Here is a 17,564-nt window from a genome sequence, read left to right as displayed (position 1 = left end):
AGCGCCAGCCTGCGGGGAACGAGGCTGTCAGCGTAGCAATGAAGGAACGGATCCCATATGCCATTTCCGGGAAAGCTAATTCATTAATAAGATTATGATTATTAATACCTTATAACGGAATGGTATTGGTGGCGCGCGAAGGCTTGGTGCTAGTTTTTTATTACTTTATGGCATCAAATAACCATAAATAAGAACGTGCGGTTCTTAACCGGCGCAGAGTTTTGATCTTTCATTGGGGGTGACCATGTTTAAAACGACAATTTCCCGTTTGGCTCTGCTGACGGCGCTCGCGCTACCGGCCTCTCTGTTGGCGGCGGAACCGCTGCGGGTGGCGGCCGATCCGGTGCCCCACGCGGAGATCCTGGCCTACGTGCAGAAAATTGACCCGCAGCTGAAACTGAAGGTGATTGAGATCAGTAACGGCGTGAATTCCAATGAGCTGCTGGCGCACGGCGACGTGGATGCCAACTACTTCCAGCACCTGCCTTATCTGCATTCGCAAGAGCAGGCGCTGGGCACAAAATTTGCCGTGGCGGCCAGCGTGCATATCGAGCCGTTGGGCATCTATTCGAGCAAGTATAAAAAGCTGAGCGAGGTGCCGGATAACGCCAAGGTGGCAGTGCCCAATAACGTCGCTAACCTCAGCCGGGCGCTGTACCTGCTTCAGGCGCAAGAGCTGATTACCCTGAAAGCCGGCTTTAACGATCCGGCCAAGGATCAGGCAACGCCAAAAGACATTGCCAACAACCCCAAACACCTCAAGATACTGGAGATTGAATCGCCACAGATCCCGCGTGCATTGGATGACGTCGATTTGGCGGTGATTAACGGCAACTATGCGCTGGAGGCCGGGCTTACGCCAGCCAAGGACGCGCTGGGGCTGGAAAGCCCGAAAAATAATCCGTATGCCAATATTCTGGTCACGACGCCGCAATTGGAGAACGATCCGCGCATCAAACAACTGGCCAAAGATTTGCAGTCGCCAGAGGTGGCCAAATTCATTCAGCAAAAATATCAGGGCTCGGTGATCCCCGTGACAGCTGCGGACGCCGGCTGATGATTGTCGTAGAAGGGCTGGGTAAAACCTACGGCGCCGGTGAACCGCCGGCGCTGGAGCAGGTGTCGCTTACCATTAACGACGGCTCGGTGTTCGGCATTATCGGCCGCAGCGGTGCGGGCAAGAGTACTCTGATCCGCTGCCTTAATTTACTGGAACGGCCCAGCACGGGCCGCATTTTGATGGACGGCCGCGATCTGACCCAACTGAGCGAAGCGGAACTGCGGCGCCAGCGTCAACGTATCGGCATGATATTTCAGGGGTTCAATCTGCTGCATGCCCGCAACGTGCGAGATAACATCACGGTGCCGCTGGAGATCGCCGGCGTACCTCGTGCGGAACGTATTCGCCGCGCCGGTGAACTGCTCGATCTGGTCGGGCTGAACGACAAGGCACGCGCTTTTCCTTCCCAGCTTTCCGGTGGGCAGAAACAGCGCGTCGGCATCGCCCGGGCGCTGGCGGCCCGGCCGGATTATTTGCTTTCCGATGAAGCGACCAGCGCGCTGGATCCGGAAACCACCGCCTCTATTCTTGCCTTGTTGAAAGACATCAACCGCCAGTTGGGATTAACCGTTGTGTTGATCACCCACGAACTGGACGTGGTCAAGGCCATTTGTGACCATGCGGCGCTCTTGGCCGCCGGTCGGGTGGTTGAATGGGGGCCGATTGGCGACTTGCTGGCGAACCCGACATCGCCGCTGGGGCAGGCGTTGTTGCCGGGCTGCCTGACGCCGGTGGCGCCGGAGACCCAGGTGGCGGAGCTGACATTTTTCGACAGCGTGCGTGCCTCGCCGGTGCTCAGCGAACTGGCGCAGCGCCATGCGGTGGACGTTACGCTGCTGGGTGGGGGCGTTGAACTGATTGCCGGCCAGAGCGTCGGCCGTTTCCGGGTGGGCTTGCGATCGCCGCAGGGTGGCTTACCGCTGGCGGAAGTGGTGGCGTTCCTCAATCAACGGGGCGTGAGGGCCGAACTGCTATGAGAAATCAATTGTCCTGGGAAGATCTTCTGGCGCTGGTGCTGAACGCCACCGGCGAAACCTTGTATATGGTGGCGCTGGCATCGCTGTTTACCTTATTGATCGGTTTACCGCTTGGCGTGGTGCTGTTTATTACCCGCAAGCAGGGTATCTTGCCCGCACCGCGCATCAACGGGGCGCTGGGCGCCATCGTCAATCTGGGGCGCTCGCTGCCGTTTGTGGTGCTGTTGATAGCCTTGATCCCGTTAACCCGGCTGATTATCGGCACCACGTTAGGCAGTTCCGCGGCGGTAGTGCCGATCACCATCGGCGCTTTTCCGTTCTTTGCTCGCATCGTCGAATCTGCCTTGGATGAGGTGGAAAAAGGGCGGATCGAGGCAATTTTGTCGATGGGCGGCAATGTGCGCCACGTCATTTTTAAAGTGCTGCTGCCGGAGGCCTTGCCGACGCTGTTGGCCGGGCTGACGCTGACGGTGGTGATGTTGATTGGTTTTTCTTCCATGGCCGGCGTGATCGGCGGAGGCGGATTAGGCGATCTGGCAATCCGTTACGGTTATCAACGTTTCAACAATCAGGTGATGATCGCGACGGTGATTATTTTGGTGCTCCTGGTGCAGGGCGTGCAAACCCTGGGCGATCGCCTGGTCCGCTCGCTGGCGCATCGGCGTTAGGAGGCTTTGTCATTGGGTACGTGCCGGCTTGGCGCAATATTGCGGTACGGACTAAGCTACATGCTGATAATCACCATGGCCACAGGCTCAGGCTGTGTGGCCCCCCTTCAATAATCCGCGCGTTATTCATGTCAACGCTTTCTGACTTGATCCTGGTTTGCGGCATGCATTCCGGAAGGCGGGTGCATTGCACCATTTGGCGCTACAGTTAATTTATAAATATATTGCCAAGCCTTCAATTAACAGGTGATCGGACCTGTGAAAGTAGCAATAATGCCACTCTGGTCGCCCAATTTTCACGCGCATCGTCAGGTATGATGAATCGGTTGTCGCCTCTCATCATGTTGGCAGGATTTATCCGTATTCTTCGAACGCTCTGGAAGCAAGATGCACACCACCCAGTCACCTGACACCACAAAATTACAGCCTGCGCTCACCGTCTTTATGCTGGTGTTCGCCACCTGTATCTTCGGCATTGAGAGCCGGCCCATTGGCTTTCTGGCGGCCTTTTGGCCAAGCAATGCGGTGTTGCTGGCGGTGTTCGTTCGTTATCCGGAGCTTGTCAGCCGTTTAGGCTGGGTGATGGCGATATTGGGGTATTTGACGGCAGATCTGATCACCGGTAGCCCACTCGACAAAGCCCTGTTGCTGAACGGCGCCAATATTGCCGGCGTCGTGGTGGGGTATCAGTTGTTTAAACTTGTGCCCCCGCAGGTCAAAACGCTGGAGCGCACGTCAGCCAGCGTTTATCTGTTTGCCATTTGTCTGGCCAGCGCCGGCACCACCGGGGTGATCGGTGCCGGGGTCTCGGTGCTGCTGTTTGATCGCGAGTATTTCCCCGCACTGGCGCTGTGGATGTCTTCGGAGTTTACCAATTACATTACGCTGATGCCGTTTATCCTGGCCTTGCCTGCGGATTGGCGGGGCTACCTGCGTAGCGTCGTTCACGGCATTATCCGGCCTGGCAGCGGCAGAAAACTGGCGGTTCTGGTGCTGTTAGCGCTGGCCTGCATTGGCAGTATCTTGATTGGCGGGCCTGGCGCCGTGATTTTCCCCGTGCCGATCCTGCTGTGGCTGGCGATGTCGTTTTCACTGTTCACCACTCTGGTGGTGGTGCTGATCTACGTTTTATGGTGCCATCTGGCCATTGATTTGGGTCTGATCGCCATTAACGTCGATATGAAGGCGTTGCAGAACACCGTGTCGATGCGGCTCGGGGTAGCGCTGTTGGCACTGGGGCCGATTGCCATCGCCAGCATGAATTTCGCCCGCAATGCGCTGCTGCGACAACTGGAGCACGTGGCGAACCATGACGCTCTGACCCACGTGCTGACGCGTAATGCCTTTATGCAACGCGGCTCGCGGTTGCTCACCCAAAAAGGCGAGCAGGTTTGCATCATGATGCTGGACATCGACTACTTCAAATCCATCAACGATCGCTTTGGGCACTCCGGCGGTGACGCCGCACTGATTTCCTTTACCCGCGCCATTGCCGGCGACCTGCGCGATTCCGATCTGTTTGGCCGCATGGGCGGGGAGGAGTTCGCTATCGTTGCGCTTATCGAACGTCAGGAAGATGCGGTGTATTTGGCCGAACGTCTGCGCCGGCGGGTGGAAATTGAATCGATCGCCATGCCTGCCGGCAATCATCTGCAAATCACCGTCAGCATCGGTATGGTTACCTGCATCGGCGGTATAGAGCAAAATCTTGATAATCTGTTGAAAATCGCCGACATGGCAGTCTACAAAGCCAAAAACAGCGGCCGCAACCGTGTCGCCACGCCAGAAATATCCCCACTGATTTACCGCGACCGCTGAAACCTGCCGCTTGTCGTTCATGGTTGACCCCGGCCAGGGGGTCTAAAATGGAAGGGAGCGTGAGCAATGCCGCTTGCGCCCTACCTGATGTCCGAACGGACAAGAGGAATCATCTCATGAACTATGTTGATGGCTTTGTTGTGGCGGTGCCTGCCGCCAATAAGGAGGCGTACCTTAAGCTGGCCGCCATGGCCGCCCCCTTATTTAAAGAGTTCGGCGCAACGCGGATTGTCGAATGTTGGGGCAACGACGTGCCCGAAGGTAAACTCACCGATTTTCGCGGTGCGGTGAAAGCCGAAGCCGATGAAGTGGTGGTTTTCAGCTGGATCGAATATCCCTCAAAAGCGGCGCGCGATGCCGCCAACGAGAAAATGATGAATGACCCGCGCATGAAGGCACTGGGCGAGCAGATGCCGTTTGACGGCAAACGCATGATTTTCGGCGGTTTCGAACCGATCCTTGACGAGTAGCGGGGAGGGTGCAATGAAGATCACACAACACCTGTGGTTTGAAAAAGACATGGACGCGGCGCTGCGCTGCTACATAGCGCTGATCCCCGGTTCTTCCCTGACCTGGAGCGCCACCTTGCCCGCCGATACTCCGAGCGGCCCCGCAGGCAGCGTAAAATTGGCGACGTTTACTCTCGGCGATCAGCGCTATGCGGCGATTGAAGCCGGCCCGCTCGATGCTTTCAATCACAGCTTTTCGATTATGGTCGAATGCGCGGATCAGGCGGAAGTGGATCGGCTGTGGGAGGCGTTAAGCGAAGACGGCGTCATAGAGCAGTGCGGCTGGTTGCGCGATCGCTGGGGGCTGAGCTGGCAAATTGTCCCCCGGCGGCTGGGGGAGTTGATGAGCGACCCCGACAGCGCGAAGGTGAAACGGGTGACTGAAGCTATGCTGCAGATGGTCAAACTGGATATCGCCGGGCTGGAAGCGGCGGCTCGCGGCTAACGTTCTCCCCACAACAAGGACGCACCCGATGCACAAAGAACGGCACAGCATTGAGAATATAGGTTGGCTCCGGGCGGCGGTGCTGGGCGCAAACGACGGAATTGTCTCCACGGCCAGCCTGTTGCTTGGCGTGGCGGCGGCCAATGCGGCGCACGGCGGCATCTTGCTCGCCGGCATTGCCGGGCTGGTTGCCGGGGCGATGTCGATGGCGACCGGCGAATATGTTTCGGTGTCATCGCAAGCGGATACGGAAAAGGCCGCGTTGGCGGAAGAGCAGTCGGAGTTGCTCAGCGATTATCCGGGCGAATACCGTGAACTGACCTCTATCTATGTGCATCGCGGGTTGGATTTGGCGCTGGCCAAACAGGTGGCGGAAAAGCTGATGGCTCATGATGCGCTGGGCGCGCATGCCCGCGATGAATTGGGGATTTCGTCCATCACCACGGCGCGGCCATTGCAGGCGGCGCTGGCCTCGGCGCTGAGTTTTTCCGTCGGTGCGCTGCTGCCGTTACTGGTCGCGGTGCTGGCACCGGTCGCATGGACCATTGCGGCCATCGTGGTCTCCGCACTGGTGTCTTTGGGCATTCTCGGGGGTATTGCCGCCAGGGCAGGCGGCGCACCGATCCGCCCAGGCGTAGTGCGCATCCTGTTCTGGAGCGCGCTGGCGATGGCGGTCTCTTCTGGCGTCGGCCTGTTGTTTGGATCCGCGCTGGGGTAATGGTTAGGCTCGCCCCACAACAAAAATCAGCTTTTGCATTAATGCCGCTCACGCAAGGCTGAGTTTTTATCATTTGTCAGCGCCGGCGAATCGCTGCACCCTAGGGGAAATCGTTACGTAGCGTAGAGAATAATAATGGATAAATCACAGATTCAGCAGTGGGTTACGCAATTCCCTTTGGTGCAGGACCTGATCGACCTCAAACCGATAACCTGGTTCAACCCGCGTGCAACGACTTTGCAGGCGGGGTTGCCGTACGTAGGATTGAGCGCTGACGACGTCGCCGACGCGGAGCAGCGGCTGGCGCGTTTCGCCCCCTATCTGAGTGCCGCTTTTCCGGAAACCCGGGCCGCCAACGGCGTGATCGAATCCGAGGTTGTCGCCATTCCGGCGATGCAAACTGCGCTCGACCAGCGCTATGGTGTGACGCTCGGCGGCCATCTGCTGTTGAAAAAAGACAGCCACCTGCCGATTTCCGGTTCAATCAAGGCGCGCGGGGGCATCTATGAGGTGCTGGCACATGCGGAAAAGTTGGCGCTGGCGGCAGGGTTGTTGCAGCTGACGGACGACTACAGCAAGCTGTTTTCGGAAGCGTTTCGCCAGTTTTTCAGCCGTTATCGTATTGCCGTAGGCTCAACCGGCAATCTGGGGATGTCGATTGGCATCATCAGCGCCAGACTGGGTTTCAGCGTTAGCGTGCACATGTCGGCGGACGCGCGCGAATGGAAAAAGCAAAAGCTGCGTGACAATGGCGTCAACGTGGTCGAGTACGAGCAAGATTATGGCGTTGCCGTTGAGCAGGGCCGGCTGCAAGCGGCGAACGACCCGAGCTGTTTTTTTATCGATGACGAAAACTCGCAAACGCTGTTTCTGGGCTATGCGGTGGCCGGCGGTCGCCTGAAGCGGCAGTTCGCCGAGCGTGGGATTGAGGTTGACGCGCAGCATCCGCTGTTTGTCTATTTGCCATGTGGGGTCGGCGGTGGGCCAGGCGGGGTGGCCTTTGGGCTGAAACTGGCCTTTGGCGATCACGTTCACTGCATCTTTGCCGAGCCGACGCACTCGCCGTGCATGCTGCTTGGGGTTTATACCGGGCTGCATGACCGGATCGCCGTGCAGGATCTGGGCATAGATAATCAAACCGCTGCGGACGGGCTGGCGGTTGGGCGAGCCTCCGGTTTTGTCGGCCGCGCCATGGAGCGCCTGCTCAGCGGTTTTTACACCTTAAGCGATAGCGAGATGTTCGCGTTGCTGGGGCTGTTGGATCGTCAGGAGCACATTCAGTTGGAGCCTTCGGCGCTGGCGGGCATGGCGGGGCCGTGGCGGGTGGCGGCTAGCCCCGAATGGCTGGCCGAACGCGGGCTGGATGAACGGCAGATGAACCAGGCCACTCACCTGGTGTGGGCGACCGGCGGCGGCATGGTGCCGGAGGCGGAGATGGCGAAATACCTGGCCAACGCACGCGAGGCCGGTTAGTGCGTCAGCAGCGAAAGCTCTTGTGCGCCTTCCAGCAGGATCGGCAGGATGCGTTCGGTCAATTCGCTTACCGGAACGTGGCCGGCCTGTACGCCGACGTTTAACGCGGCGGTGACGCTGCCGTTGGCCGACATGATCGGCACGGCAATGGAACGCAGCCCGATCTCCAGTTCCTGATCGTTAATCGCATACCCCTGCGCGCGGACTTTATCCAGCTCCTCGCGCAGTTTGTCGATGGAGCCGATGGTGTATTGCGTATAGCGCATCAGGGTGATGCGTTGCAGGTAATCATCCCGTTTATCCGCCGGCAGATGGCTCAGCAGCACGCGCCCCATCGAGGTGGCGAATGCGGGCAACCGGCTGCCTATGTTCAGATCGATAGTCATGATGCGCTCGGCGGAGGCGCGGGCGATATACAAAATGTTGTCGCCGTCCAGCGTGGCGATGGAGCAGGATTCATTCAGCAATTGGCTGATGTGTTTCAGCACCGGCTGGGTAGCCTTGGCTAACGGCGTCGAGCCGAGATAGGCGTGAGCCAGCGTCAGAATACGCGGACGCAGCTCGAAGTTTTTGCCGTCCTGCGCGTAGACAAACCCCAGCTTGTTCAGGGTGTACAGGCAACGGCGCACCGCCGCGCGTGGAATGCCGGTTTTCTGGCTGATTTGCGAAATCGACATCAGGCGGCGTTGCGGGGTAAAGGCCTGGATCACCTCCAACCCCCGCGCCAACGAGGCCATAAAGTTGGGATCGCCCTTGAAAGGATCGCCGCTGGCAGCGGACAGCGAAATGTCATGGGTGGCGATGTTGTCGCCGGCAGAGGTCTTGGCCATTCAGGCTCCCGGTTTCAAAGACTACAGCGCCAGATAGCGCAGGGTCGCCACGACGGCCAGCCGCCGGTTATGGATAACCTGATCCTCCGGCGGTTCATGACTTTCGAATAGCGTATTAAAGGTGTACTGGTTGGCAACATAGTGGAAACACAGGCTGCTGATCAAGCGGTGCACGTCGGCGGCGCTGGCATCTGCAGTAAACTCCCGGCTTTGCTTGCCGCGTTGCAAAATATCTTCCAGCAAGGTCAAGGCGCTCTGATTCAGTGCCTTGATGCGCGGTGACTGGCGGATGTACTGGCCACGCAGCATGTTTTCCATGCAAATCACACGGATAAAGTCAGGGTGCTCCGCATGGTAATTGAAGCTTTCTTCAACCAGCCGGGTCATCGCTTCTACCGGCGGCAACGCTTGCAGATCCAACGCGGATTCGTGAGCGCGGATATGCTGATATACGTGCTCGAGCACCTCCAGATAGAGCGACTCCTTGTTCTTGAAATGATAAACCACCATGCGTTTGGTGGTGGACGCGTGCTCGGCAATATTCTCCATGCGAGCCCCTTTCAGGCCCGCCTCGGCAAACTCACACAGCGCCCCGGCGAAAATTCGCTGCTTCAGACCAACGGGGTCATTTTTGCGTTTGGTCGCGGGGATCTCATCATTGTTCAACACATCAGTCACTTATCGGTTTGGGGACACCGGTTAAGAGTAACCGGGGTAACCCGGTAATACAATCTGCCACGTCAGCGCTTTTGTGAGCGCCATCATGTTGCTCAAAGAGGCATGGCGGGGTGTCGGGATGTTGAGCGACGATCGCCGAATAGGCGTTAATGCAAGGGGAGAATAGGCTGTGTAGAGAAAGAACCTGAGTCGAAAAGGGAATGACATTAATAAGAGATGACTTTCTTGCTTATAATCACGGTGCCTAGAATATATCAATCTGAACAGAAGTTGAATTTGAGATGGCACCCTAAGCCGGATTTAAAAAGTATTGTACACAAACTGACGGCATTGCGTACGGAAAAGTGTTTTTTCCAAATTTTCAGCGCCTCTGATTACGCTTTTTCTCGGGTAAAAAATTACGAATTCAGGATGAAGAATCCGATTTTGGATTTAAAATTGCTCACAATGTCGTCTGCGACGATGTAAGTGGATAGAAATCGCACAGGCATTGCGCAAGGTCCGGCGCAACGGCCAGTTTACAATCAGTTGTTTGTAATGCATTGAATTATTATGCTTTATTTGTTTCTTGTTGACGTAACAACACAGGTTTTAGGTGCGAAAGAGGCCAAACCAAAGTGAAATTTCATGAATATTGACGATTTCACTTTTAATTTCACATTGATAACCTGCGTGTTGACTTTAATTTTATGCTTTTTCACATGCCAGATTTCAGCTTTAGCGATACTCTGATTCGGCAATGTCTCATTAAGGATGATGCTATGCGTAATATGCAAATTAACATAGGGAGATGTTATGAATTCCTCGGTCAATCCGTCGAATTCCATCAACTCGACAGTGTCTCCTAAAGCATTCTCTTTTCATAGCGCTGCAAATTGTTTTTATTTAATTTGAGATTCATTTGTCAAAATACGATGGGTGACAATTTCAATTGAAACAAAACGACGCAATGGATCCGTTATTTTTATCTTGCAGTCGTCAATGGCAGGCGTTCGGGCTTGGCAACAATAATGCAGGACGTGATTCTGATGGCATCAATAATCCCAATGCCATTGGGACATGCTCGTTGCGTTATTTTATCCAGCCACATGATGTATTTTTTGGAAATAGATTTATTCACACAGGAGCACACACAATGAACCAGCGTTTGGACTTTATCGGCATTGGTATCGGCCCGTCCAACCTCAGTCTTGCTGCGCTTGGAAGCGAAATCGAGGGTTTCAATTGCAAATTCCTCGAACGCAAACCGCACTTTTCCTGGCACCCCGGCATGATCCTGGCAGATAGCAATATGCAGACCCATTTTTTGAAGGATCTGGTCACCGCCGTCTCGCCAACCAACCCTTATAGTTTTCTCAACTATCTGGTGAAGAGTAAAAAGTTCTACCGCTTCCTGACGACTGAACAGCGTACTGCGTCGCGCGAAGAGTTTGCCGATTATCTCAACTGGGCAGCAACGGGGTTGGATTCGCTGATGTTCAACCAAGAGGTTCGCCGCGTGGACTTCGATGACGAACAGCGGCAGTTTGTCGTCACCACCCAGAATGACGTGCTTTACGCTAAACACCTGTGTGTGGGCATAGGCAAGCAAATCAAACTGCCGAACTGCGTGACCGAACAAAACGATCAATGCTTTCACGCCAGCGAAATGATGTTGCGCCAGCCAAACCTTGCCGGAAAACGCGTGGTCATTGTGGGCGGCGGTCAAAGCGGTGCCGACCTGTTCTTGAATATTTTCCAGGGGGAATGGGGCCGACCAGAACACCTTGGCTGGATATCTCGACGCAACAACTACAACGCACTTGATGAAGCCGCCTTTGCCAACGAGTATTTTACGCCGGATTATGTCGACAACTTCTACACGCTCGGCCACGCAGCCAAAGAACGCATGCTGCAAGAACAAAAGATGACTTCCGATGGGATCACCAGTGAGTCTCTGTTGGCAATTTACCGCGCCATGTATCACCACTTCGACGTACTCCGCGAGAAACGATGGGTGAGCCTGCTGCCCAGCCGTTCAGTTACGGCCCTTAATGCCAAAGATAATGCTTATCGGTTAGAGACGCTGCATCACCTTGATCAAGGGCGAGAAAGCTTTGATGCAGATGTGGTCATTTTTGCGACCGGCTATGAACAGGTCCGCCCGGCATTTCTTGACTCCCTGGCTGATCGTTTGTTGACCACCCCCGATGGGCAATACCGTATCGCTTCTGATTTTACCCTTGAGCGGGAAGGGGAACATGAGAATTGCTTGTTTGCCGTTAACGCCAGCATGCATCACCACGGCATTGCCGATCCGCAGCTTAGCCTGGTGGCCTGGCGATCGGCACGTATTCTCAATCGAGCTTTAGGCCACAACCAATTTGATTTGAGCACCACTCCGGCGATGATTCAATGGCGCAGTGAGCAAGAACAACCCGTCGCTTTAAATCCCTTGATGGCCGCTTGGTCACCCCTTTAATATTGTTATCAAATGATGAGACAGGTTGCATGAGAAAACACATTAATAAATTCATCATGAATCAACTGGCTACTTTCGCGCCGACGTTCAAGACCAAACTTATATATAAAAAGGCATTCGGGAAAGCGTTAAATTTAAAGCCGCCTTCGACATGGAACGAGAAGATAAATTATCTTAAACTTAACAATTACAGCAACAACGCACTGGTCACGCAATGCGCGGATAAATATGCCGTTAGGGAGTATTTGAAAGCGCAGGGATGTGAAGACATTCTCAATGAACTTTACTTCGCCTGCGATTCGGTTCAGGAGATCCCGTGGGAGTCTTTACCTGACAAGTTCGTGATTAAGGGTAACCACGGTTCGGGTTACAACCTGATTTGTCAGGATAAAAGTTCGTTGGATCGGGTACAAACATCGAAAACCATCGAAAACTGGATGCGCGAGGACTATTGGAAGGTCTATGCAGAGTTAAATTATAAGAACATCAATAAAAAAATAATAGGTGAGAAATTCATAGAGTCATCTAATGGCGCCGGCCCTGATGATTATAAAATATACTGTTTCCATGGTGTTCCTTACTGCACGTTACTGTGTGTCGGCAGAGAAACCGGCATGCCTAAATATTATTTTTTCGATAAAGACTTCAAGTTTCTTTGTTATAGCCAAGATTGCCTGGCGCTCAGCCAGGAAGAGATCGACGCTTTTGTGAAACCCGAAGGCTACGATGAGCTGTTTGAGTACGCCAGGAAACTGTCTGCGCCCTTTGAATTTGTCCGCGTTGATTTCTATATCACCAATGGCAAAGTCATCTTTGGTGAATTGACCTTCACACCCTCGGCAGGGATTGATACGGACATACTCGAACCCACGGATATCCTGCTCGGGAAGATGCTTAAGCTGAAATAACATCTTATCTCCTGCGCAGTGACGGCGCTTTTGTGATCCTGGTTAAAGAGTTGTTAACGTTCGCGGGCGGCACATTGACATAATGAACCTTATGGTTCATTTATAGTTGCATATGCCGCCGCCCGTTTCCCCCTTTAACGGCGGCGAGCCGATTTGTAACCACTGTCGCAAAGGGGAAAAGTCATGTTTCGTTCTATAGCCACCGTATCCATTGCAGGAACCCTGCCGGAAAAGCTGGAAGCAATTGCCGCCGCCGGTTTTGACGGCGTGGAGATTTTTGAAAACGACCTGCTGTATTATCCCGGCAAACCGGCGGATATCCGTCGGCTGGCGCAGGATCTTGGGCTGGCGATTACGCTGTTCCAGCCGTTCCGCGACTTTGAGGGCGGCCCGCGCGACCGCCTGGCGGCCAATCTTGAGCGTGTACGGCGCAAGTTTGCGCTGATGCAGGAGCTGGGCTGCGATCGCATGCTGCTGTGCAGTAATGTGGCGCCCGACTGCTCTGCCGATATTGATCTGCAGATTGAGGATCTTGGGCGTTTGGCAAACCTGGCGCAGCAACAGGGCATCGTGGTGGGGTACGAGGCGCTCGCCTGGGGGCGGCATGTGAATCGATATCGCCAGGCCTGGGAACGGGTTCGCGCCGTCGACACCCCGGCATTGGGGCTGGTGTTGGACAGTTTTCATATTCTGGCCTTGGGCGACAACCTCGACCAACTGGACGATATCCCGGCGGAGAAAATCAGTTTCCTGCAATTGGCCGATGCGCCATTGATGAACATGGAAGTGATCGAATGGAGCCGGCATTTCCGCTGCTTCCCCGGCCAGGGGGAATTACCGCTGGTCGAGTTCGCCCGCCGCCTGGTCGAAAAAGGTTACGCCGGCCCCTGGTCGCTGGAGATTTTCAACGACGGTTTTCGCGCTACGCCGAGCGCCCCAACGGCGCAGGACGGCCTGCGCTCGCTGCTGTATCTGGAAGAACAGGTGGCCGCCACGCAGCCGCCCACGCCGGACCTGTTCCGCAGCGCGCCTTTGCCCGAAAGCCAGCAGATCGAGTTTATCGAGTTTGCGGTAAACCGGCAGGAGGCGGAAAGTCTGGCCGGCTGGCTGCAGCAAATGGGGTTCAGCCTGCGCGGTGAACACCGTTCCAAGGCGGTGACGCTGTATCAGAACGGCGCGGTTCGCATCATCCTTAACCAGCAAAACGACTCTTTCGCCGATGACTACCGTGAACGGCATGGCGCTTCGCTGTGCGCAGTGGCCTGGCGGGTGGCGGATCCGTCCGCTTTGCTGCAGCGGGCGCATGACTTCGGTTATCCGGTCTATCAGGGGCAGGTTGGCCCTAACGAACACCGTATTCCGGCGCTGTGCGCGCCCGACGGCAGCCTGATTTATTTGGTCGAGACCCCGGTAAACGGCGGCGAGGCGGCGATTTATCAGGATGACTTCCATCTATGCGAACGGCCATCGCACTCTGTTTGTGAACTTGAGAGTATCGATCATCTGGCGGTGGCGATGCCTGAAAGCGCCTTAAAAAACTGGGTGATGTTTTTGCGCTGCGTGCCGGGTTTCAAACCGGACGGCGAACAACTGCTGCCGGATCCTTACGGGCTGGTGCATAGCCGGGTAATACACAGCCGCTGTAACGGTATCCGTCTGCCGCTTAATGTTTCGCAGAGCAGCGCGACGCTCAGCGCCAGAACGGTGGAAACTTACCACGGCGCAGGGTTACAACACGTTGCGTTCTCGACCGGGGATATTTTTCAGGCGGTTGAACAAGCCAAAGCCAAGGGGATGCGGCTGTTGACCATCGCCGATAACTACTACGAAGATCTGGCTGCCCGTTTTGATCTCGATGACGCCTTTATCGCCCGGCTGGCGCAGCACCATATCCTCTACGATCGCGATGCGCAGGGCGGTGAACTGCTGCACGTTTACAGCCAACCTTTTGCCGAAGGGCGCTTCTTCTTTGAATTGCTGCAAAGGCTTGGCGGGTACGCCCAGTATGGTGCGGTGAATGGTGCGGCGCGTTTGGCGGCGATGAGGCAACTGCGGTGATAGCAGGGCGCGGTTCACATTGACCGCGCCCGTTCTGGTTAACCGGCCTGCTGGAATACCTGGCTCATGCTTGCGGTATCCGGCGCGTGCCCGGTATACAGCTGAAACGCCAGCGCGGCCTGGTGCACCACCATGCCGTCGCCCACGATAGCCCGGCAGCCTTTGGCGCGGGCTTTTTTCACCAGTTCGGTTTCCCGGGGAACGTAAATCACGTCCGCCAGCCAGTGGCGCGGTTGCAGCCAGTCGATATCCACCGGCATGCCGGGGTGGCCTGTCATGCCGATCGGCGTAGCCTGCACCAGGCCGTCGCTGTCGGCCAGCGCCCCGGCTACGTTTTCCGTCACGCTAATCCGCTGTTCGCCAAAATGCCGCGCCAACTGCTGTTGCAGGCTGTGGCTGCGCGCCGGATCACGGTCGTGCAGCATCAAATGGTCGACGCCGTGCGCCAGCAGGCCATAAGCTACCGCATAGCCCGCGCCGCCCGTACCCACCTGAACCACGCGATGGATATTTTCGCCAGCCAATCCTTGGCTGAAGTGGGTGATAAACCCGTCGCAATCGGTGTTGTGACCAATGCGTTTGCCATTCTGGAACAGCACGGTATTGACTGCGCCGATGGCGCTGGCCTGCGGCGACAGCTCATCCAGCCAGGGAATGACCTGTTGCTTGAACGGATGCGTGATATTGCAGCCGGTGAAACCCAACAGCGCCAGGCTGTCGAGCACTTCCGGCAGGCGGTCGTCGGCCCAGCCGCGCTGGGTGAAATCCAGCAGTTGATAGGCGCAACGCAGCCCCTGCCGACGGGCCTCCTGTTCGTACAGTTGCGGTGACAGCGAACCCTGAATGCCCTGGCCCAGCAGGGCGAGCAAATAGAGCGGGCGGCGTTGTGGATCATTATTCATGGTTTCTCCGTGTCTGGGCTGGGTCGCCGTGGATGACGGCATGAAGGAAAAATGAACCATTTGGTACTTTATGTAAACCGGCTATTTTTGATTTGTGATCGACATCATGTTGCCTGAATGTTAAGCAATTCGCGGGTATTGGCATCGTCATAATGATCTTCCTCACACTTCAACAACATTATTTTTCTCCGCTGCGCTGGTGTTTCACCCGGCAATAAGGTTATTAATTACATTAGTTTTCAGCGTTTTGTAGTATCGGCTCTCGGTAGAGCGGTGTTTTAACTTGGCGACAAACGTACCAATGGGTTCGATAACCGCCCAGATTATCGATACCCTCCGTTGCCGACTCGCTTGAGAGTTCTTACATTGGAAGTGCGATATTTGAATGTTGGTGCGATTATCGAACATTTGCATTCATCTGCGCCTGTAGCCCTGGTGGCCGTAAAGCGAATAACGCAGCGACGCGGAGACAGTCCCGACGCTTATAACGACATTTGCGGCCTGAGCCGACTGTACGGAGGAAGACATTGTGGCTTCAAACGAAATTGATGTTCGCACACTGATTAACGATCGCCCGTTATCCGGGTATCAAAAATTGATCGTTTTGCTTGGATTTATCGTTATTGCACTGGACGGTTTCGACATTACTCTGATGGGCTTTATCGCGCCGGAGCTGAAAAGCGAGTGGGGCGTTGGCAATCATCAGCTTGGCATGGTGATCAGTGCGGCGTTGATAGGCCTGACGATAGGCGCGCTGCTGTCCGGACCTCTGGCTGATTGGATGGGCCGCAGGGTGATTATCATCAACAGCGTGTTCTTTTTTGGTTTGTGGACGCTGATCACCGCATTTTCGCAGAATATCGAGCAAATGATTTTCTTCCGTTTCATGACCGGGCTGGGGCTGGGGGCGGCGATGCCGAACGTCGGCACCCTGATATCCGAATATGCGCCGGAAAAGAAACGATCCTTCATTATCACCGTCGTGTTCTGTGGATTTACCTTCGGCGCTGCGCTGGGGGGATTTGCCGCCTCATGGATTATTCCGCAGATGGGCTGGCATGCGCTGTTGCTGCTGGGGGGCATACTGCCGTTGCTTAGCGTGCCGCTGCTGCTCGCCAAGCTGCCGGAATCGGTGCGATTCCTGGTGACCAAGCGCGCCAGCCCTGAACGCATTGGCAAAATTGTGGAAAAACTGGCGCCGGGGAGTACCGACGCCAACACGCGTTACACGTTGCCGCCGCTGGTTGCCCCCGGTAAAGGCTCGATGCAGATTGTGGTATCGCCTCAGTACCGTTTTGGCAGCATCATGCTATGGCTGGGGTATTTTATGGCACTGTTCCTGGTCTATCTGCTGGGCAGTTGGCTGCCGACGCTGGTGAAAGGCATTGGGATGAGCGTGGCGCAAGCGGCGGTGATTACGGCATTGTATCAGGCCGGCGGCACCGCAGGTTCGCTGTTTGCCGGTTGGCTGATGGATCGGGTTAATCCCCACCGGGCGCTGGGTGTGATCTACCTGCTGGGCGCCTGTTTCACGGTGATGATAGGGTTGGCTTCTCACAGCAGCGTGATGCTCGGCGCGCTGGCGTTGGCCTGCGGTTTTTGCCTGAACGGCGCCAATACCGGCATGAATGCGCTGTCGGCGCACTATTACCCGACCGAGGCGCGGGCGACCGGGTCCAGTTGGATGCATGGCGTCGGGCGCATTGGCGCTATCCTCAGCGCCTTTGCCGGCGCAGAGATGCTGGCGTTGGGGTGGGGGTTCGAGCGCATCTTCGCCATTATCGCCATTCCTGCGGTGATCACCGCGTGCGCCATCTTCCTTAAGGGCATCCGGGGCTATAATCGCCAGGCCCAGTTACCTACAGGCGAAATCGCCAAGAGCATTTGATCCTTGAGGCAGCGCGCCGGTTAATCGGGCCGGTGCGCGGCTGAAATTATGTTTCATCAATGTTAATCAGTTCACAGAAAACCATTCATTCCATTTTGCGAAAAACCCACTCATCCATTTGAAAATAAAACCTTTACAGAAAGGTTGGCGTTTTCTCGTTCGGTAATCGCA

At 55.6% G+C, this 17,564-nt stretch carries 15 protein-coding genes; 12 read left to right on the top strand and 3 right to left on the bottom strand.

What is annotated here, in order from left to right; translation table 11 throughout:
* Positions 1-244 precede the first annotated feature (244 nt).
* The 8 genes from ACUTQW_RS05875 (at position 245) to ACUTQW_RS05840 (ending at position 7,668) form a co-directional block, all read left to right on the top strand.
* The gene (locus ACUTQW_RS05875) at positions 245-1,057 is read left to right on the top strand and encodes a MetQ/NlpA family ABC transporter substrate-binding protein (RefSeq protein WP_445654818.1); all 813 of its coding nucleotides are present in this window, start codon (positions 245-247) and stop codon (positions 1,055-1,057) included.
* Entirely contained in the window at positions 1,057-2,037 is a 981-nt protein-coding gene (locus tag ACUTQW_RS05870) for a methionine ABC transporter ATP-binding protein (protein WP_006325517.1), read from the top strand. Before ACUTQW_RS05875 ends, ACUTQW_RS05870 begins: the two co-directional genes overlap by 1 nt.
* Entirely contained in the window at positions 2,034-2,705 is a 672-nt protein-coding gene (locus ACUTQW_RS05865; protein ID WP_004944784.1) for a methionine ABC transporter permease, read from the top strand. The genes ACUTQW_RS05870 and ACUTQW_RS05865 overlap by 4 nt, the downstream gene beginning before the upstream one ends.
* Before the next feature lie 387 nt (positions 2,706-3,092).
* On the top strand, positions 3,093-4,523 hold the full coding sequence (locus tag ACUTQW_RS05860) for a sensor domain-containing diguanylate cyclase (RefSeq protein WP_037432951.1): 1,431 nt from the start codon (positions 3,093-3,095) through the stop codon (positions 4,521-4,523).
* A 116-nt stretch (positions 4,524-4,639) separates the two neighbouring features.
* On the top strand, positions 4,640-4,993 hold the full coding sequence (locus ACUTQW_RS05855; RefSeq protein WP_037432949.1) for a DUF1428 domain-containing protein: 354 nt from the start codon (positions 4,640-4,642) through the stop codon (positions 4,991-4,993).
* A gap of 13 nt (positions 4,994-5,006) precedes the next feature.
* Positions 5,007-5,477 (top strand): VOC family protein, encoded by a 471-nt coding sequence (locus tag ACUTQW_RS05850; RefSeq protein ID WP_037432948.1) that lies wholly within the window; start codon positions 5,007-5,009, stop codon positions 5,475-5,477.
* 28 nt (positions 5,478-5,505) lie between these two features.
* Positions 5,506-6,195, top strand: coding sequence for a VIT1/CCC1 transporter family protein (locus tag ACUTQW_RS05845; RefSeq protein WP_006325511.1), 690 nt, complete (start codon positions 5,506-5,508; stop codon positions 6,193-6,195).
* A 135-nt stretch (positions 6,196-6,330) separates the two neighbouring features.
* Complete coding sequence (locus ACUTQW_RS05840; protein WP_037432947.1) at positions 6,331-7,668, top strand: D-serine ammonia-lyase; 1,338 nt, start codon at positions 6,331-6,333, stop codon at positions 7,666-7,668.
* Here ACUTQW_RS05840 and ACUTQW_RS05835 read toward each other — a convergent pair.
* The gene (locus tag ACUTQW_RS05835; RefSeq protein WP_020439094.1) at positions 7,665-8,498 is read right to left on the bottom strand and encodes an IclR family transcriptional regulator domain-containing protein; all 834 of its coding nucleotides are present in this window, start codon (positions 8,496-8,498) and stop codon (positions 7,665-7,667) included. The two genes, ACUTQW_RS05840 and ACUTQW_RS05835, sit on opposite strands and share 4 nt — an antisense overlap.
* 21 nt (positions 8,499-8,519) lie before the next feature.
* Entirely contained in the window at positions 8,520-9,167 is a 648-nt protein-coding gene (locus tag ACUTQW_RS05830) for a TetR family transcriptional regulator (RefSeq protein ID WP_004944767.1), read from the bottom strand.
* Between the two features lie 1,144 nt (positions 9,168-10,311).
* On the opposite strand from ACUTQW_RS05830, the gene ACUTQW_RS05825 reads away from it, so the two are divergent.
* From ACUTQW_RS05825 to ACUTQW_RS05815, 3 genes are all read left to right on the top strand, one after another.
* A complete protein-coding gene (locus ACUTQW_RS05825; RefSeq protein WP_006325493.1) occupies positions 10,312-11,637 on the top strand; it encodes a lysine N(6)-hydroxylase/L-ornithine N(5)-oxygenase family protein in 1,326 nt (441 codons plus the stop codon).
* Positions 11,638-11,666: 29 nt separating this feature from the next.
* Entirely contained in the window at positions 11,667-12,545 is an 879-nt protein-coding gene (locus ACUTQW_RS05820) for an ATP-grasp fold amidoligase family protein (RefSeq protein ID WP_006325492.1), read from the top strand.
* Between the two features lie 183 nt (positions 12,546-12,728).
* Complete coding sequence (locus ACUTQW_RS05815; RefSeq protein WP_020439089.1) at positions 12,729-14,603, top strand: bifunctional sugar phosphate isomerase/epimerase/4-hydroxyphenylpyruvate dioxygenase family protein; 1,875 nt, start codon at positions 12,729-12,731, stop codon at positions 14,601-14,603.
* A 38-nt stretch (positions 14,604-14,641) separates the two neighbouring features.
* Here ACUTQW_RS05815 and ACUTQW_RS05810 read toward each other — a convergent pair whose 3' ends face one another.
* On the bottom strand, positions 14,642-15,505 hold the full coding sequence (locus ACUTQW_RS05810; protein ID WP_020439088.1) for a shikimate dehydrogenase: 864 nt from the start codon (positions 15,503-15,505) through the stop codon (positions 14,642-14,644).
* 526 nt (positions 15,506-16,031) lie between these two features.
* Between ACUTQW_RS05810 and ACUTQW_RS05805 the strand changes: the two genes are divergently transcribed.
* Complete coding sequence (locus ACUTQW_RS05805; RefSeq protein ID WP_422124851.1) at positions 16,032-17,393, top strand: MFS transporter; 1,362 nt, start codon at positions 16,032-16,034, stop codon at positions 17,391-17,393.
* The last annotated feature ends 171 nt before the right edge of the window (positions 17,394-17,564 follow it).

This window comes from Serratia sp. TSA_7 (assembly GCF_052692135.1).
Note: the sequence above shows the minus strand (reverse complement) of the source record. Positions and strands in the feature narration are given on the sequence as shown.